Source organism: Labedaea rhizosphaerae, assembly GCF_004362825.1.
Classification (GTDB): domain Bacteria; phylum Actinomycetota; class Actinomycetes; order Mycobacteriales; family Pseudonocardiaceae; genus Labedaea; species Labedaea rhizosphaerae.
This window is the reverse complement of the sequence record NZ_SNXZ01000001.1, coordinates 1835170-1852731: the sequence shown is the minus strand read 5'-3', so window position 1 is coordinate 1852731 and position 17562 is coordinate 1835170. Positions and strand designations below refer to the sequence as shown.

17 protein-coding genes and 1 pseudogene are annotated in these 17562 nt (G+C 69.7%); 6 read left to right on the top strand and 12 right to left on the bottom strand.

All coding sequences use genetic code 11. The annotated features are described in order from the left end of the window. Positions 1-190: 190 nt before the first annotated feature. Positions 191-469 (top strand): annotated as a pseudogene (locus tag EV186_RS08945) (restriction endonuclease); the annotation flags it as partial. Here EV186_RS08945 and EV186_RS08940 read toward each other — a convergent pair. Then, on the bottom strand, positions 470-2074 hold the full coding sequence (locus EV186_RS08940) for a restriction endonuclease (RefSeq protein WP_133848519.1): 1605 nt from the start codon (positions 2072-2074) through the stop codon (positions 470-472). Between the two features lie 156 nt (positions 2075-2230). Here EV186_RS08940 and EV186_RS08935 point away from each other — a divergent pair, with 156 nt between their 5' ends. From EV186_RS08935 to EV186_RS08925, 3 genes are all read left to right on the top strand, one after another. Next, the gene (locus EV186_RS08935; protein ID WP_166659062.1) at positions 2231-2494 is read left to right on the top strand and encodes a type II toxin-antitoxin system prevent-host-death family antitoxin; all 264 of its coding nucleotides are present in this window, start codon (positions 2231-2233) and stop codon (positions 2492-2494) included. After that, a complete protein-coding gene (locus tag EV186_RS08930) occupies positions 2495-2785 on the top strand; it encodes a type II toxin-antitoxin system RelE family toxin (protein WP_133848517.1) in 291 nt (96 codons plus the stop codon). A gap of 140 nt (positions 2786-2925) precedes the next feature. Continuing rightward, entirely contained in the window at positions 2926-3951 is a 1026-nt protein-coding gene (locus EV186_RS08925; protein ID WP_133848516.1) for a hypothetical protein, read from the top strand. A 1-nt stretch (position 3952) separates the two neighbouring features. On the opposite strand, the gene EV186_RS08920 is transcribed toward EV186_RS08925, so the two are convergent. The 4 genes from EV186_RS08920 to EV186_RS08905 form a co-directional block, all read right to left on the bottom strand. Continuing rightward, on the bottom strand, positions 3953-5461 hold the full coding sequence (locus tag EV186_RS08920; RefSeq protein ID WP_133848515.1) for an FAD-binding oxidoreductase: 1509 nt from the start codon (positions 5459-5461) through the stop codon (positions 3953-3955). Positions 5462-5717: 256 nt separating this feature from the next. Next, a complete protein-coding gene (locus EV186_RS08915) occupies positions 5718-7193 on the bottom strand; it encodes an FAD-dependent monooxygenase (protein WP_133848514.1) in 1476 nt (491 codons plus the stop codon). Next, positions 7172-8134 carry an MBL fold metallo-hydrolase gene (locus tag EV186_RS08910; protein ID WP_133848513.1) on the bottom strand — a complete coding sequence of 321 codons (963 nt, stop codon included), beginning with the start codon at positions 8132-8134 and terminating at the stop codon, positions 7172-7174. Before EV186_RS08910 ends, EV186_RS08915 begins: the two co-directional genes overlap by 22 nt. A 75-nt stretch (positions 8135-8209) precedes the next feature. Beyond that, positions 8210-8899: a TetR/AcrR family transcriptional regulator C-terminal domain-containing protein gene (locus EV186_RS08905; protein WP_133848512.1), complete on the bottom strand. Its 690-nt coding sequence runs from the start codon at positions 8897-8899 to the stop codon at positions 8210-8212. Positions 8900-8972: 73 nt separating this feature from the next. Between EV186_RS08905 and EV186_RS08900 the strand changes: the two genes are divergently transcribed. Further along, the gene (locus tag EV186_RS08900; RefSeq protein WP_166659061.1) at positions 8973-9410 is read left to right on the top strand and encodes an ester cyclase; all 438 of its coding nucleotides are present in this window, start codon (positions 8973-8975) and stop codon (positions 9408-9410) included. Here the strand turns inward: EV186_RS08900 and EV186_RS08895 are convergent. From EV186_RS08895 to guaB, 7 genes are all read right to left on the bottom strand, one after another. Continuing rightward, a complete protein-coding gene (locus tag EV186_RS08895; RefSeq protein WP_133848510.1) occupies positions 9407-9961 on the bottom strand; it encodes a dihydrofolate reductase family protein in 555 nt (184 codons plus the stop codon). The genes EV186_RS08900 and EV186_RS08895 overlap by 4 nt on opposite strands. Positions 9962-10109: 148 nt before the next feature. Beyond that, positions 10110-10799, bottom strand: coding sequence for a class I SAM-dependent methyltransferase (locus EV186_RS08890; protein ID WP_133848509.1), 690 nt, complete (start codon positions 10797-10799; stop codon positions 10110-10112). Continuing rightward, a complete protein-coding gene (locus EV186_RS08885; protein WP_133848508.1) occupies positions 10796-11497 on the bottom strand; it encodes a class I SAM-dependent methyltransferase in 702 nt (233 codons plus the stop codon). Before EV186_RS08885 ends, EV186_RS08890 begins: the two co-directional genes overlap by 4 nt. Before the next feature lie 59 nt (positions 11498-11556). Further along, a complete protein-coding gene (locus EV186_RS08880) occupies positions 11557-13260 on the bottom strand; it encodes a GMC family oxidoreductase (protein ID WP_133848507.1) in 1704 nt (567 codons plus the stop codon). A 57-nt stretch (positions 13261-13317) separates the two neighbouring features. Beyond that, positions 13318-14331 (bottom strand): GNAT family N-acetyltransferase, encoded by a 1014-nt coding sequence (locus EV186_RS08875; protein WP_133848506.1) that lies wholly within the window; start codon positions 14329-14331, stop codon positions 13318-13320. A 1-nt stretch (position 14332) separates the two neighbouring features. Continuing rightward, positions 14333-15466, bottom strand: a complete 1134-nt coding sequence (locus EV186_RS08870; RefSeq protein WP_133848505.1) for a GuaB3 family IMP dehydrogenase-related protein — start codon at positions 15464-15466, stop codon at positions 14333-14335. A gap of 46 nt (positions 15467-15512) precedes the next feature. After that, the gene (guaB, locus tag EV186_RS08865) at positions 15513-17024 is read right to left on the bottom strand and encodes an IMP dehydrogenase (RefSeq protein ID WP_133848504.1); all 1512 of its coding nucleotides are present in this window, start codon (positions 17022-17024) and stop codon (positions 15513-15515) included. Positions 17025-17129: 105 nt separating this feature from the next. On the opposite strand from guaB, the gene EV186_RS08860 reads away from it, so the two are divergent. After that, the gene (locus EV186_RS08860) at positions 17130-17519 is read left to right on the top strand and encodes a DUF5319 domain-containing protein (RefSeq protein ID WP_133848503.1); all 390 of its coding nucleotides are present in this window, start codon (positions 17130-17132) and stop codon (positions 17517-17519) included. Positions 17520-17562 lie beyond the last annotated feature (43 nt).

The window sequence follows — 17562 nt, the reverse complement described above, 5'->3', positions numbered from 1 at the left end:
GGCGAGTCTGGCCGATCGGGTGACGCCCTCCGGAGCCGCGGGCCAGTGCCAACGGGCGATCCTTTCTGGCCCGACGGTTTGCGCGTCGACGCCCAGCACCGCGAAGACAGCCGCAAGCGGGATCGACTGCGATCCGTAAGGGAGAAACTTCGGGTCGTAGAGGTGCTCCCCGTGGAGGAACTGCGCTGTACAAGTCAAGTCCGAAGCAGGCAACGTCGGACTCCCCGTTGTGCAGCAACTCCAGGGCGCCATGTCGACCCACGCAGCTGACCACGGCCTGCTCGTGGCGTGGGGTGGCATCACCAAGGACGCGAAACGCTACCTATCCACTCAACGGTTCGCGATCAAGGTGTGGACCTCCGAGGACGTGCTCGACGGCCTCTTCGCGCATTACCACGAGCTGCCCGCCGACATCCAGCGCGACGTGCCGCTCAAACAGGTCTGGACGCTCGCCGAAGAGACCGGCTGACTACTTCGTCCGCTTTCCCTTGGGTGGCATCACGATGCGTGCCTCAATGCCGATCTGCCTGCACAGACCCAGCAATCGCGTGCCGTCGTAGAGCTGCAACGGTTTGCCGTTGGCGAACTCGTGGCTGGACGGCCCGAATCCACTGGTCGTGATCAGGATGCCTTTGGTCGCGCCCTGATCGTGAACCGTCCCGAACAGGTCCCGAACGGCGGTGGGCGGAACCGTCTTGCTGTACTGCTTCACCTGGATCACGTACTTGCCACCGCGGATCGGCGTGGGGTCGTAGGCGATGCAATCGATGCCGCCGTCACCACTGGCCTGGAAAAGCTTCGTATCGAATCCCAAGCGGTCAAACAGGTTCTGGACGAAACTCTCGAACTCCTTGGGCGTCAGGTCCATGAGGTTGGGCCTGCGATCCATCCCGCTGATCACGTCCTGCGGGTCCACGATCCTTGGGTCAGCCATGTCGAAGTGCAACAACGGTTCGACCGGCGTCAGCGCCTCGGGGTGGTCCGACACCTCGGCCGCGAAGTGCTTGCGGACGCACTGCACCGGGTCTGCCTGCGCAAGGTTGACCTTGCCGAAGTGTTCGCGGGTCGCCCTGAGCGTGATCAGGTACGGACGGATCTGTTGACCGGTGGCTGGATCGACGGCCTCGGTGACGCCGTTGAACACCACCGTCTCGACCAGTGACCTCGGATCGGCGCGAAACGCCACGTGCAGCGCCTGCAACGCCACCTGGGACACGATGCTCTGATAGGTGCGGCGGATTTCCTCAGCCGGCCGCGACTTGCGGACCTCGATGACATCCCGGGTCTTGATGTACTGGTATTCCTTCTCCGCCGGGACCACGGAGGTACCCGGCAGATCCCATTCGATCAGCAACAGGGTCGATTCCGGTACGTACGCTGCCCGCCGGGCTGACGGGAAGCCATCGGGGACGGGCACCGCGTCGATGACGCGCTGGTAGTAGGCGCTCACGGCACGCCGATCGCCGGCCAAGACCTCCGCCCGCCACCGATCAATGCGTTGGTGCTGCTCTTCGACGGCCCGTCGCGCTTGCGCGACTTGCACCGCGTGTCGCTCACGAGCCTGAACCACGCGCCGTTGCCGGGCTGTCTCCTGCTCGTCATGGGCCTGCTGAGCTCGCGCGAACGAATCCTTGGCGATGGCCAGTTGCCGGTCGTATCGCGCTCGGCCGCCGAATGCTCGGCCGACCATTCCTGGGACGTTCGGGGCGAAGGTCTCCCAGCGTGGCGGTTGCTGAGGCTTCGCGTCGGCACCCAGGTCCAGCACCGGCTCCCGGGCCGCGGGCTTCAGCGCATCGAAGTCCAGCGGACCGGTAGGCCGGGCGACCGCCCTGGAGACGATTCCGGTGAGGTCAGCCAGTCGGCGCTCGACGGTCGCCGTCCGTGCGGCGGCGTCGTCGATCTTGCGTTGCAGCTCCGCTTCTCGCTGCTCGCGCTCCGCGGCCTTGCGCTGCTGAGCCTGCTCACGTTCGAGGCGCTTGCGCTCCTGCTCCTCCCACCTCCGACGCTGTTGCTCGGCACGTCGCGCCGCAGCGACTTGCTGCGGCCTGGTGGAACCCCGACCTGACTGCACCATGCCGCCCCCTGCGCTCACCGCTACCGATATCTCACTCAAAGTAGGAGGTTCGGCGGTCGGTGCCGATGGGCGAAAGCAAGGATCGCCGGAATGGAGTACGGCTGACTCAGGAGAACCAGACTTGCCCCGCCTGGGCAAGAAATGTACATTATGTACATGAGCCGAGAGATGTCAGTGACGGATGCCCGTCCCGAGCTGGCCGAGATCACCAACCGTGCTGCATACGGCGGGGAGACGACCTACCTCACCAAACATGGCCGCCGGACCGCCGCTGTCGTGCCCGCGCACAGTGCTCAGCTCCTCGAGGATCTTGAGGAACTCGTGGACGGTGAGCAGGTACGCGAGGTGCTTGACGCGTTGGCTGCCGGCACCGAGACTCGTGTCCCCTTCCGTCGTCGAACGGTGAACCGGGACAACTGAGTGTCGTACGAGATCGAGCTGACCAGCTCAGCGGACAAGTTCCTCGGCAAACTTAACAAGTCGCAACCGAAGGACGCCGAGATTATCGAGGACACCATCGAAGACCTCGGCGCCGAGCCGCGACCGCCGGGTTGCCGGCAGCTGACGGGATATCCGGGTGTGTGGCGAGTCCGGGTCGGTAACTACCGGATCTGCTATTCCGTCGACGATGGACGGTTGATCGTCCTGGTCATCACCATCAGCACCCGAGACGACGTTTACGAGGTGCTGAAGCGCAAGATGCGCCGCTGACGCCCGAGTTCTGGGCGATGGTGCGGATAGCTCTTTCTTCGCGGCAGACCTGAGCCGACACCATCGTGCACGAAGGGCGACGGCGAGTCTGACCGATCGGGTGACGCCGTCCGAGTCGCGTGACTGGCAGGATGCCGGGGGTGGTCAGCAGCGCCGTCGCCGAGAGCCAGCAGATCCTCGGCACGGCGGTGCGGGAAATCGCCGGTTCGCTCTCGCGGGCCGACGCGCTCGCGGCGGAAGCTCTTTTATCCGGTTTGGTCGGCAAGTGCGGCGGCACCGCCACCTTGATCGACTACGCCGTCGTCGCCAAGCAGTCCGACGCCATGACGTTGCTGCACCTGGTGCGCACGCTCGCCGAGGACAAGACCGACCGCACCCGGGCCGCCGAACAGCTCACCGGGCTGCGTGGCCGACCACCGGCCTGGGTGAAAACCCTTGACGCGGTCACCGTCGGTGAGTGCTGGCAGTACCAGGAAGCCTTGGGCGACACCGTTTCCGTGTTGTGTTCGTTCGAGCGCAACGGAACGCAGCACGGCATCGTCGCGCAGCTGGTGTTCGACCAGCGGGTCGCGGGCTGGGCCAAAGCGTTGTACCTGATCGACGACCCGGCGGGCGTGCTGGCCGGGGTGCGCGAGGAGGTCGCGGCGAGCGACGGCGCGCTGCGGCTGACCGCGCTGCCCCCGGCGCGCGCCCGCGCCGCCATCGAGGACGGCCTCGCGGCCACGGCGACCCGGCCCGGCCTGGCACCGGACGACTCCGTGGCGCGCTACCGGCTGCTCGCGCTGGCCCGTTGCCGCGCCTTGCCCGGCCCGCGCCGCGCGCCCGCGATGCCCGACCGGCGGCGCGACGCCCTGGTCGCGGAGTTCTTGGACGACAACGGGATCAAGCGAACCTCGGCCATCATGCGCTGCGCCCGCATGATCGTCGACTACGGCTGCGACACCGACGACGGGGACCCGTTGCGGGTCAGTCCGGTGCGGGTCGCGGGCATGGCGGCGCGGTTGCAGCGGGAGCTGGACACGAACCAGCGCAAGGTGTTGCCAGTGGTGCTGAACGCTTATCTGCCGTGGGCGGGAGCGAAGCGCGGGGTGCCACCGCGGCTGCTCGGTGACGCCATTGCGCGGGCCCGCAAGATCGCCCCCGACCACGCCATGATCGCCGACTGACCTACGCCTTCGCCACCGACTGGGCGAACGACAGCACGCCGTCCGGGTCGTAGGTCCGCGCCACCTGCTTCAGTTTCGCCAGGTTGTCGCCGTAGTAGGCCTTGCCCCAGTCGGGCATCTTCGGGTCGATGTAGTTGACGTAGCCGTTGGGGCCGGTCAGCTCACCGAGGGCGCCACGCACCTCGCCGACCGCGCTCGCCGCGCTGCCACCCATGTAGATCTGCGCGCTGGCCAACGCGTTGCGGTGCGGGAACGCGGTTTCGCTCGGGTCCACATCGGACACCGCACCGCCCAGGGAGTCCAGCAGCAGGTCCATCCCGCTGTGGCCACGCATCGCGGACACGATCTTGGCGCCCGGAACCGCCTTGCCCAGCATGCGGGACGACGCCGTGAAGGACTCGCGGTTCAGGGAGCCGCCCTCGGCGGCGGGGTGGCACTGGTCGATGCTCTTCGACGAGCAGCCGCCCATGTACTTCATCGCGTCCAAATAGGACTTGCCGATGGCCGATCGGGAGCTCGGCGACACCGAGGCCGTCAGGCCCGACAACACCGAGGACAAGCCGGACGTCGAACCCACGTAACACCCGCCGACCCGGCAGGTCGGGGTGCTGCCGCCGGACACGACGCAGTTCGACCACAGCTCGTGCGGGGCGTCCTTGACCCACGACTGCCAGGCATCCAGGACGTCCGCGGTCGCGCCGGCCGGGAAGCGCAGCGAGAACACCGCCAGCTCCGGCGCGTCCTCGGTGCTGAACGTGAACGACGTGACGACGCCGAAGTTGCCGCCACCGCCACCGCGCAGCGCCCAGTAGAGGTCCGCGTGCTCGTCGGCCGACGCGGTGACGAGCTGCCCGTCGGGGGTGACGACCCGGGCCGACACCAGCCGGTCGCAGGTCAGGCCGTACTTCCTGGTCAGCACGCCGATCCCGCCGCCGAGGGTGAGGCCCGCGATCCCGACCGAGGGGCAGGAGCCGGCCGGCAGCAGTCGTCCGGCCTGCGCGACACCGGCGTAGACGTCGATCAACCGCGCACCCGCGCCGACCTCGACCTGGTCGCCCTTGACGTCGACCGTCGCCATGCCGCGCAAGTCGAGCACGAGCCCGTCGTCGGGTGTGGAGTAGCCGGCGTAGCTGTGCCCACCGCCGCGCGCGGCGATCGGCACGCCACGCCCGCGCACCGCGTCCAGGCAGGCCTGCACGTCGGCGGGCTTCTTGCACTTCGCGATCGCCGCCGGCTTGTGGTTGTCGAACAACGGGTTGAACGCACGGCTCGCCGCGTGGTAGCCGTCGTCGTCAGGCAGCAGCAGCCCACCGGACACCTTGCCGCGCAAGGCTTTCCAGTTCGGCGGCCCGGACGGCGCGCTGCTGGTGCTCGGCGGCGCGGTCGTCGTCGTTGTCGTGGCTCCGGTGCTGCTCGGCCCGGCCCCCGACGGCTCACCTGTGCACCCGGCCACGGTCACCACCGTGCCCGCACCGAGCGCGTACAGGAAGCTTCGCCTGCTGATCGTCACGTCCCCGACACCTCCACCCAAGAGGACGCACGGCCCATGGCCGAGGTTGGGAGCATTCGATCACCAGCGGGGAAAGCCCACCGATCGAGCCGACCGGATTTGCTCGCGCGAATTGATCACCTGCGCGCAGGGCCCACCCTCCTCCGGGGGCTCCCCCTTGACCAGTCTATCGGGGTTTGAGCTGGGGAAATGCGGGTTGGCGGATCTGTGGACAACCTCGATTGCGAACGGAAGGTTCCGTTGGAACCTTCCGTGGTTACCAGCCGAGGGCGGTTCGGTGGGCCGCGATCAGGTCGGCCGGATCGGTGACCATGGCCGCGATGTGGCCATCCGGGCGGACCAAGGTGAAGCCCGACCAGCCCGGGACGATCACCGTGTCGAAGTTGGGGACGCCGGTCGCGGCGACGACGGTGAAGGAAGGTTTCAACACCGACCGCAAGCGTTTGCCGGACGGCAGGACGGCGTCCGGGCACAGCACGCCGGGGACCACAGGACGTCGTGAGCCCGGTTCGACGGGGAAGTTCTCCACCGGCCCCGATCGGGTGGTCAGCGGCGAGTCCAGGTACCAGAACGGCTCCGCCAGCTTCCCGGAGTCGATCTGCGCGGCCGCCGCCGGGTCGTCGGCGCAGCGGGCCAGCACCTCGGCCCGGTGCGCGCGGTCCGCTTCGGTGCCGGGCACCAGGAACCGCATGGTGCGACCGGTGATCCGCAGGTTCTCACGCGCGGCCGCGGCACGCTCGTGTTCGTAGGAGGCCAGCAGTCCCGGTCCGGCACCACGGCGATCGCAGGCGATCTTCCACGCCGCGTTCTCCGCGTCGGCGATGCCCGAGTTCATGCCGCGCGCCCCGAACGGGCTCATCACGTGGGCCGCGTCGCCGGCCAACAGGACCCGGCCGACCGCCATCCGCGACGCCAGGCGCTGGTGGAACCGGTACACCGACAACCACACCGGGCGGTACGGGCGCTCGCCGATGATCGAGCGGACGCGGGAGTCCAGACCGCCACCCGTGCGATCAGCCTCCAGGTCGAAGTCCGACGGCACCTGCCAGTCGATCCGCCACACCGAACGCGGTTGCGGGTGCACCAGCACCTGCCGCCCCGGGTTGCCCGGCGGGTCGAAGTGGAACCGGCGCTCGGGCACCGACGCACCGAGGTCGGCCTCGATGTCGGTGATCAGGAACTTGTCCGGGTAGGAGTGCCCCTCGAAACCGAGGCCCAGCAACTCGCGGACCGCGGAGTGGAACCCGTCGGCGGCAACGCAATGCGTGCCGTGGAACGAGCAACCGCGCGCGTGGACGGTCACGCCGTGTGCGTCCTGGGCGATGGCGGTCACCTGGTGGTCGTAACGCAGGTCGATCAAGGGTTCGGCCTGCACGCGTTGTTCCAGCAGGTCTTCCACATCCGTCTGCGAGATGTTGACGAACGGTGGATAACTCCCCTGCGGCGCCTGTGGAAAAGTGATTTCGGAAACTTGCCGGGACCGGTGGTAGATCCGCCCGGTGTACCAGGTGACCCCGGCCGCCGCGATCGCGTCGCCGACCCCGGCGCGGGCCAGGATGTCCAGCACGTCGCGCTGCACGCAGATGGACCGGCTGCCGACCACCTCGCGACGGGCGGCCGCCTCCAGCACGGTCACGGGAACCCCCTGCCGCGCAAGCAGAAGAGCGGCGACCAAGCCGACCGGGCCGGCGCCGACGACAACGACCGGGCTCAGCCCTGCAGTGCGTCCCATACCTCGCGGTCCCGTTCGGCGGTCCAGATCCGCGGCCAGTCGATGCCGTCGCACTCGTCCCAGTAGCGCTGCACGTTGAACGGCAGGCAGTGCTCGAAGATCGGCCAGCCGCCGTAGTCGGCCACCAATGCGGTGTGCGCGGCGCGGAAGGCGTCGGCCAGCGCGCCGCCGCCGTCGTGGACCCAGCGCACGGTGCGGCGCAGTTCGTCGAGGAAGTGCCTGCTGGACGCGATCGCGTCGGCCACCGCCTGCGCCCCCGAGGCCACCGCACCGCGCCCGCCGATCAGGTGCTCGGCCCCCAACGCGGCCACGTTGTCCAAAGTGGACGTCGCCCAGTCGTTGTGGAAGGCATCGCCGGTGTACAAGGCGGCTTGCGCCTCCACCAGGTCACCGGCGAACAGGATCCGGTGCTTGGGCAGCCACGCGACGATGTCGCCCGCCGTGTGCCCGCGCCCGCAGTACTGGAGCACCAGGTCACCGCGATCGCCGCCGAGCGGGATCACCATGCGGTCGTCGAAGGTGAGCGTCGGCCAGGTCAGGCCGGGGATGCTCGACGGCTCCTCGAACAGCCGCGGCATCCGGCCGAACTCGCTGTCCCAGTCCTGCTGCCCGCGCTCGGCGATCAGCTCGCGGGTCCGCGTGTGGGTGATGATCTCCTGCGCGCTGAACGCGGACGCACCGAGCACCCGGACCGCGTGGTAGTGGCTCAGCACCAGGTGGCGGATCGGTTTCTCGGTGCGTTCGCGCAGCTGGGCGAGCCAGCGGGAAGCGGCGACCGGCGTTGCCCGCGCCTCGAAGCAGACCAGGAAGTCCTCGGCCTCGATGGCGCCGACGTTCGGGTCGCCCTCGGCGGTCAGCGCGTAGACGCCGTCGGCCAGCTCGGCGAACGTCTCGGTCTTGGGTGCGGTGTCGGCACTCGACGCGAACGGCTTCGTTGCCATGCCGCCAGCCTGCCCGCGATCACCGGCGAAGGCCAGTCCCGCCGACGGATGCGGCCGAGTGCGCCGGCGGCGAGGTCATGGACGTCGAGCGCGCGACACGGCCCGCTCGGCGTTGGTGGCCCTGCCGTGGCCGGTACCAGTCGCCCGCCCGGCGCCGATTCCGGTGATCAGCATGTCGATGGCGAGCGCGAACCGTTCCGCGTGGTTCGTCCCGCCACCGGACCGCACGGCCGCGGCGAACAGGGGGTGGCGCGCACCGTCCAGTTCGGACACGAACGCGTCCAGGTCGGGATCGGCGTCCTCGTGGCCGGGCGTGCGGCCCGCCTCGGCGAGGGTGTGGCCGACGGTGAACGTGCCGATGATGTTGAGGGCGTCAAGCGCTTGGCGCGCGGTGAAACCAGTGGCGTACAGGACGCTCAGCGCGCCTTCCACGGCATCCAGCGACGACCCCGAGAGCACCGGCCGCGTCGAGACCAGCGGCAGCACGCCGGGGTGCGCGAGCAACGCGGCGCGCAGGCTGACCGCTATGCGGCGCAACAAGTCCGGCCACTGCTCGCCGCCGCGGGCGACGAGGTCGACGCTGGACGTGACGTGGTCGACCAGGCCGTCGAGCAGGGCTTCCTTGTTCGGCAGGTAGTAGTAGAGCGTCATCGCCTCGACGCCGAGCTCGGCGCCGAGCTTGCGCATGGACAGCTTGGCGATGCCGTGCTCGTCGACGAACCGCACGGCGGCGTCGAGGATCGCCTCCCGGCTCAGCTTGGCCAACTCACCACCCCTTGACTCTCTTACACCGTAAGAGCATAGTCTGTCTTACAGCGTAAGAGAGAAGGACGAGATCGTGATCAAGGCCGTTGCCGAAGAGCTGTTCGCCGCCCTGAACGCCCGCGACTTCGCCAAGCTCGACCAGCTCGCGCCGGACGTGGTCGAGCACAACGCCGTGGTCGTCGACGCGCCGACACAGGGCCCGGGCGCCTTCGCCAAGGCCATGGAGCAAGCGTTTGCCGCCTTCCCTGACCTGCGCCTCGACGTCGAGGACATGATCGCCGAGGACGACCGCGTGGTGGTCCGGTTGCGGGTCTCGGCGACCAACACGGGCGACTACCGGCGCGGCGCCCCGACCGGCAAGGGGTTCACCTCGGAGGCGTACTACGTGCTCCGGGTCGCCGACGGGAAGGTCGTCGAGACGTGGGGTCTCGGCGACCGGCTCGCCGTCCTGCAGCAGCTCGGGATCGTCGGCTCGGACGACGAGCTCGCCACCGTGGGCCGCATCGGCTAGGCGGGCACGTAGCGCAGCAGCACCGAGCGCCCGTCGAACGTGCGGGTGTCGGTGAGCTGCAGGTTCAGCCGCGCGTCCTGGTTCGGGAAGAGCTTCGGCCCGCCGCCGAGCACGACCGGGTGCACGACCACGCGGTAGTCGTCGATCAGGCCCTTGGCGGTCAGCGACGAGGCCAGCTGCACGCCCCCGGTGAGCAGGATGTCCTTGCCCTCGGTGGCCTTCAGCGCGGCGACCTCGCCGAGGTCGTCGACCACGCGGCCGTTCCAGCCGATCTCGGTGAGGGTTCTGGACACGACGACCTTCGGGAACGCCCGCCACTTCGGCGCGAAGTTCCGCGTGTGGGAGTCGTCGGAGTTGCTGTCGGCGTCGGGCCAGTACGAGGCCATCAGTTCCCAGACGACCCGGCCGTAGAGGAACGTGTCGATCTGGTCGTCCATCTCGTCGGCGTACGCGGAGAGCTCCGGGCCCATCGCCGGCCAGTCGAACTCGCCGTGGGGGCCCGCGATGAACCCGTCGACCGAGGTGTGCACCCAGTAGATGATCTTCCGCATGTCCGCTCCTTGTCCGTGGTTTGACCGTTGGTCGGAGCCGGGCGCGCGTTCTCTACATGGACCCGGGCGATTTTCTCGCGACCGACGTCGTCACCCTAAGTGACCGGACAGTGGGTTCCGCTAGTGCAGCTTGCACGTGTTGGTGTGCTCAACGCACCAGTTCGAAGAGCAGGAACTGCGCCCGGCGCGACAAGTTCGCGAAGTCGCGCGGCGACGACTCGGCCATCGCCGGATCGGGGTCCGGTTCGACGAAGCGGGACACGGCGAAGCCCGACTGCTCGAAGGCCGCGAACATCGCCCGCAGCGGGCGGTGCCAGAAGCGCATCCGCATGGTCCGGCCGCCGCGCGGCCATTCCTCTTCCCACTCGTACGTGCCGAGGTAGTCGTCGGTACCGGCGGCCCGCAGGTCCATGACCGGGTGGTGGGTGGAGAACACGGCCCTTCCGCCCGGCACCAGCACCCGGTGGAACTCGCGCAGCGTCGGCACCCAGTCCGCCAGGTAGTGCATGACCAGCGACGACAGCACGAGGTCGAACTCAGCGTCGGCGAACGGCATGGGCTCGGTCAGGTCGTGCTGGAGGAACGTGCCGTCCGACCGGGTGCGCGCGATCGCCAGCAGGTCCGCGCTGAGGTCGACGCCGGTGACCGTGGCGCCGCGCGCGGCCAGCTGCGCGGCCTGCACGCCCGGACCGCACCCGGCGTCGAGGACCCGGCGGCCGGTGACCTCGCCGGCGAGCGCGAGGATCGCGGGTCGTTCGTAAAGGGCGTTGTAGGGGTTGGTTTCCGCGTTGCGCGCGTAGTCCCGCGCGAAACCGTCGTAGTCGTTGACCTCGGTCATGAGCCGCGCACCAGTTCGAAGAGCATGCATTGCGGCTGCTTGGCCAGCACGGCGAAGTCCTCCGGGTCGCGGTCGGCCAGCGCCGGGTCCGGGTCCGGTTCGATGAACCGCGACACGGTGAAGCCCGCCTCGGCGAAGTCGGCGAACATCGCGCGCAACGGGCGGTGCCAGAACCGCATGTGCATGACCCGGCCGCCGCGCACCCACTGGTCCTCGTACTGGTGCACGGCGAAGTAGTCGTCGTTGTCCGTGAGCTCCTTGACCATGAACACGTGGTGGGTGGAGAACGCGAACCGGCCGCCCGGTGCCAGCACGCGGTGCAGCTCGCGCAGCGGCGGCACCCAGTCCTCGATGTAGTGCATGACCAGCGAGGCGACCGCGAGGTCGAAGGACGCGTCCGCGAACGGCAGCGGCTCGGTCAAGTCGTGCCGGCGGAACTCGCCGGGCGCCCGGGAGCGGGCGATCGCGAGCAGGTTCTCGCTCATGTCGATGCCGGTGACCTCGGCGCCGCGCCCGGCCAGCTCGGCCGCGAACACGCCCGCGCCGCAACCCGCGTCCAGCACGCGCAGACCCGACACGTCGCCGACGAGCCCGAGCATCGCGGGCCGCTCGTAGTACGCGTTGTAGGAGCTGACCTCGTTGCCCGTGGCGTACTCCTGCGCGAACCCGTCGTAGTCGTTGACATGCCCAGTGGTCATGGGCCCACGCTATCGGCGCGTGACAAGGGGTTATTCCACAAGCGTCGGCTGGACGTCGGTCACCGGACGATGGGCAGGCGCAGCGCGCCGGGCGCCGATTCCGGAACGGCCGGGCGCACCGGGGCGACCGGCGCGATCCGGCGGTAACCGTCCTCCTGCGCCGGACGGGGATCGGCCTCGTCCTTGTTGGGCCAGAAGGAAAACGCGCGCTCAGCCTGCGCGGTGATGGTCAGCGACGGGTTCACGCCGAGGTTCGCGGTGATCGCCGCTCCGTCCACAACGGACAGATCCGGATAGCCGTGCACGCGGTGGTACGGGTCGATGACCCCGGACGACGCGTCCGAGCCGATCGGGCAGCCGCCGATGAAGTGGGCGGTCAGCGGGATGTTGGCCAGCTCGCCCCACGTCCCGCCGGCCACGCCGTCGATGTGCGCCGCCGTGCGCTGGGTCGCCTCGAACGCAGCGGGGATGAAGCTCGGGTTCGGCTCGCCGTGCCCCTGCTTCGACGTGTACTTGCGCCGCCCGAACAAACCCTTCTTCGTGTACGTGGTGATCGAGTTGTCCAGGCTCTGCATCACCAGCAGGATCACCGTCCGCTCGCTCCAGCGGTAACCGTTGAGCAGCTTCAACGTCGTGATCGGGTGCTTGCGCACGTACGCCAGGGCCTGCTTCCACCGCGGCACCTCGGACCCGCCGTCGGTGGACAACGTCTGCAGCAGGCTCATGGCATTGCTGCCCTTGCCGTAACGCACCGGCTCGATGTGGGTGCTCTCGTCCGGGTGGAACGACGACGTGATCGCCACGCCCTGGCTGTAGTCGTGGTCCGGGTCGACCTTGAGCCGCGCGGCGCCGAGGATGGACTCGGAGTTGGTGCGGGTCAGCTCGCCGAGCCGATCGGACAACCGCGGCAGGGCGCCGCTGTCCTTCATGGCGTGCAACAGGTTCTGCGTGCCCCACGTGCCCGCCGCGAGCACCACGTGCCCGGCCGTGATCGTCGCGCGGAACCGGCGCGAACGGGTGCCGGTCTTGCGCAGGTCGACGTCGAACCCGCCCTGCGCGCGCTGGCGCAGACCGGTCACCGTGGTGAGCGGGATGATCTGCGCGCCGGCCTGCTCGGCCAGGTACAGGTAGTTCTTGACCAGCGTGTTCTTCGCGCCGACGCGGCAGCCCGTCATGCACGAGCCGCACTCGGTGCAGCCGGTGCGCGCGGGCCCGGCGCCGCCGAAGTACGGGTCCGGCACGGTCTGGCCCGGGCGGTCGAAGAACACGCCGACCGGCGTCTGGTGGTAGGTGTCGGCGACCCCCATGTCGGCGGCCACCTTGCGCATGACCTCGTCCGACGGTGTGATCGTCGGGTTCTCCACGACGCCGAGCATGCGGCTCGCCTGGTCGTAGTGCGGGGCGAGCTCGGCCTCCCAGTCGGTGATGTGCGACCACTGCTTGTCGGCGTAGAACGCCTTGAGCGGGCGGTAGAGCGTATTGGCGTAGACCAGTGAGCCGCCACCGACGCCCGCGCCGGCCAGCACCATGACGTCCTTGAGCATGTGCACGCGCTGGATGCCGAAACAACCGAGCGCAGGGGCCCACAGGTAGCGGCGCAGGTCCCACGACGTCTTGGCGAACTCGTCGTCGGCGAAGCGGCGCCCGGCCTCGACCACGGCGACCCGGTAACCCTTCTCGGTCAGCCGCAACGCGGCCACGCTGCCGCCGAACCCGGAGCCGACCACGACCACGTCGTAGTCGAAGTTACTGGCCAGTTGCATAACGCGAGGTTAAGGGCGCGCGCGCCGAACCGCCAGGTCCAATCGTGTTACCGCAGGTTACAGGTCGCTTCGCAAGATCCCGTAGAGCACCATGTCCCGGCGCTCACCACCCATCAGCTGAGCGCCGCGGACCACGCCGTCACGACGGAAACCGGCCTTCTCCAACGCCCGCTGCTCGGCGATGTTGTCGGCGTCGGTGCCCGCCTCCACCCGGTCGAGCTCGGTGGTGGCGAACAGGTGCTCGGCCAGCAGCCGCTGGGCGGTCGTCCCGGCGCCGCGGCCCCGCGCGGCCGGCACGAGCTCGATGCCGATGTTCCACGACGCGCACCCGACGCCCGGGCCGTAGCCGACGGCGTGCCAGCTCACCATGCCGAGCAGCTCGTCGACGTCCGCCGTGGTCACCGCGAGCCGGCCGACCGGCGGCGGCGCCACCGGCGAGACCCGGTCGTCCTCGTCGAGGCCGAAGGCGCCGTCGGACACCGTGTGCACCGCCTCGCGGTCGCCGTGCCGGGCCTCGGCCAGCGCGACGCCGTCCCGGCTCGCGAGCACCGCGCGCTTGCCGTCCGGCTGTTCGACGTCGGTGCGCAGGAGGCTGAAGAGCACGAGGTCACGGCGTCGGCCGCCACGCAGCTGCCCGCCGCGGATCACGCCCTCGACCCGGAAACCCGCCTTGCGCAACGCTTTCTGCTCGGCGATGTTCGCCACGTCGGTGGACGCCTCGATCCGGAACACGTCGGTGGTGGCGAACAGGTGCTCGGCGAGCAGCCGCTGGCCCGTCGTCCCGAAGCCACGCCCGCGCGCGGCGGGCAGCAGGTCGATGCCGATGTTGAACGCGAAGCACGCCATCGACGGCCCCAGCGGCACGCCGGTCCAGCCGACATCGCCGATCAGTTGCCCGCTGCGCGCGTCGAGCAGGACGAGCTTGCCGAGGGTCGGGTTGAACGGCATCGGCCGCGGATCCGGGTCGACCTGGAACGCCCCGTCCGCGTCGACCTCGAGGAAGTCCTGGTCGCGCGGCAGCGGCTCGGCGAGCACCACGCCGTCGCGGCTCGCTATGACGACTCGCTTCACGTCAACCGCGCACGGTGAGGCCGACCTTCTGGAACTCCTTGAGGTCGGAGTACCCGGTCTTGGCCATGGCCCGCTTGAGCCCGCCGAAGAGGTTGGTCAGCCCGTCGGGGTCGGTCGACGGGCCGAACAGCAGCGTGCGCAGGTCCGCCTCGAGCTCCGCGCCGGTGGTGACCCGGCTGCGCGGCACCGACGGGTGCGCGGCCGCCGCCGTCCAGTACAGGCCCTGACCGGGTGCCTCGGTGGCTGCCGCGAGCGGCGCGCCCAGCATGACCGCGTCCGCGCCGCAGCCGATCGACTTGGCGATGTCGCCGCTGGTGCGCACGCCGCCGTCGGCGATCACGTGCACGTACCGGCCACCGGTCTCGTCGAGGTAGTCCCGGCGCGCGGCGGCGGCGTCGACGATCGCGGTGGCCATCGGGACGCCGATGCCCAGCACGGAGTGCGTCGAGGTGACGCCCTCGCTGTAGCCGTAGCCGACGATCACGCCGGCCGCGCCCGTGCGCATCAGGTGCATCGCGGTGCGGTAGTCGCCGACGCCGCCGGCGATCACCGGGACGTCGAGGTCGGCGATGAAGCTCTTGAGGTTCAACGGTTCGCCGTCGCGGGCCACGTGCTCGGCGGAGACGATCGTGCCCTGCACGACCAGGATCTCCACGCCCGCGGCCAGCAGGTCCGGGGTCAGCTCGGCGGCCCGCTGGGGGCTCACGCGCACGGCCACGGTCACGCCGGACTCGCGGACCTGCTTGACCGCCTCGGCGATCAGGTCCATCCGGATCGGCTGGGCGTGCAGGTCCTGCAACACCTTGACCATGGCGGCCGGATCGTCGGACTCGTCGGCCGCCTCGATGACCCGCAGGAGCGCCTCCTCGACGTTCTCCTGGCGGGCCCACAGGCCTTCGGCGTTGAGCACGCCCATGCCGCCGAGCTCGCCGACCGCGACCGCGGTGCGCGGCGAGACGATCGCGTCGGTCGGGTGGGTGACCAAGGGGATGTCGAACCGGTACGCGTCGATCTGCCACGCGGTCGAGACGTCCTTGGAGGAGCGGGTGCGGCGGGACGGCACGATCTCGATGTCGTCGAGCCCGAACGCGCGCCGCGCCGTCCGGCCCATCCCGATGTCGACCAGGTCCCGCACGTCAACCGTCCTCTCACCACGTCAAAGCCGTGGGCGAGCGTACCCGTCAGTGCGTTGTGTAGTTGGGGGCCTCGACCGTCATGGTGATGTCGTGGGGGTGGCTCTCCTTCAGGCCTGCCGCGGTGATGCGGACCAGCTGGGCCTGCTGGAGTTCCTTGATCGTGCTCGACCCCGTGAACCCCATGCCCGCACGCAGGCCACCGACCAGCTGGAAGACGACCTCGGCCAGCGGGCCGCGGAACGGGACCCGGCCCTCGATGCCTTCGGGCACCAGCTTGTCGTCGGAGAGCACGTCGTCCTGGGCGTAGCGGTCCTTGGAGTAGGACTTGGCCTCGCCGCGCGACTGCATCGCGCCGAGCGAACCCATGCCCCGGTAGCTCTTGTACTGCTTGCCGGACACCAGGATCAGGTCGCCGGGGGCCTCGGCCGTGCCGGCCAGCAGGCTGCCGAGCATGACCGCGTCGGCGCCCGCGGCGATGGCCTTGGCGATGTCGCCGGAGTACTGGATGCCGCCGTCGGCGATCAGCGGGACGTCGGCGGGACCGCACGCCAGCGACGCCTCGTAGATGGCGGTGATCTGCGGCACGCCGACGCCGGCGACGACGCGCGTGGTGCAGATCGAGCCGGGGCCGACGCCGACCTTCACGCCGTCCGCGCCCGCGTCGATCAGGGCCTGGGCCCCGGCGCGGGTGGCGACGTTGCCGCCGACCACGTCGACGGTCTCGCCCAGCTCGCGCTTGATCCGGGCGATGATGTCGAGCACCGCCCGGGAGTGGCCGTGCGCGGTGTCGACCATGAGGACGTCCACGCCCGCCTCGACCAAGGTCATCGCGCGCTTGTAGCCGTCGTCGCCGACGCCGACCGCGGCGCCGCAGATCAGCCGGCCGTCGGGGTCCTTGGTGGCGTTGGGGTACTGCTCGGTCTTGACGAAGTCCTTGACCGTGATCAGGCCGCGCAGCTTGCCGGCGCCGTCGACGATCGGCAGCTTCTCGATCTTGTGGCGGCGCAGCAGGCCCAGCGCGGCCTCGGCGGAGACGCCGACCTGCGCGGTGACCAGCGGGCCCTGGGTCATGACCTCGCTGACCTGGCGGGTGTGGTCGACCTCGAAGCGCATGTCGCGGTTGGTGATGATGCCGATGAGCTTGCCCTCGGCGTCGGTGACCGGGACGCCGGAGATGCGGTAGCGCGCGCACAGCGCGTCCACCTCGGCGAGGGTGTCGGTGGGCGAGCACGTGATCGGGTCGGTGACCATGCCGGCCTCGGAGCGCTTGACCGTCTCGGCCTGGCGGGCCTGCTCCTCGATGGACAGGTTGCGCTGCAGGATGCCGATGCCGCCCTGGCGGGCCATGGCGATGGCCATCCGCGCCTCGGTGACCGTGTCCATCGCGGCCGAGGCGACGGGGATGCGGAGCTTGACGTTCTTGGAGATCCGCGTGCCGGTGTCGACAGTGCTGGGAATCACGTCCGACTGGGCCGGAAGCAGCAAGACATCGTCGAAGGTCAAGCCGAGTGTCGCGAACTTCGGCGGAACTCCATCAGCGTTGATTTCGCTGGTCATGGCGGTTGTCAGACCTTCCGACGGGTGCGCGGGAGAACGAGTTCGGGGGGTTTCACCCATGGTATCCGGGCACGAGCGTGCGGCAGCCGGGTACCGTGCGTGTCCGTGCCGCACGACGCGCTGCCCCCAGACCCGTTCGCGCAGGACCCGGACGACCCCGCCCGCGCCCTCCCCGAGCACCCGGAAGACGAGCCGGCGGAAGAGCTGAGCGAGCTCGACCGCAACGAGTTGCTCAACGACCTGTCCGATCTCGCGGTGTACCAGGCGTTGTTGGAGCCGCGCGGGGTGCGCGGCGTGGTGGTGGACTGCGGCGACTGCGAGCAGCCGCACTACCACGACTGGGAGTTGCTGCGGGCGTCGCTGGAGCAGCTGCTGGCCGACGGGCGGATGCGGCCGCACGAGCCGGCCTTCGACCCCAACCCGGCGGCGTACGTGAGCTGGGAGTACTGCCGTGGGTTCGCCGACGGGGTGACGGCCACGGAAAGCGCGCGCTGAGCGCCCTCGCGTCGGCTGGACCCTCGCGTAGGTAAACCCCACC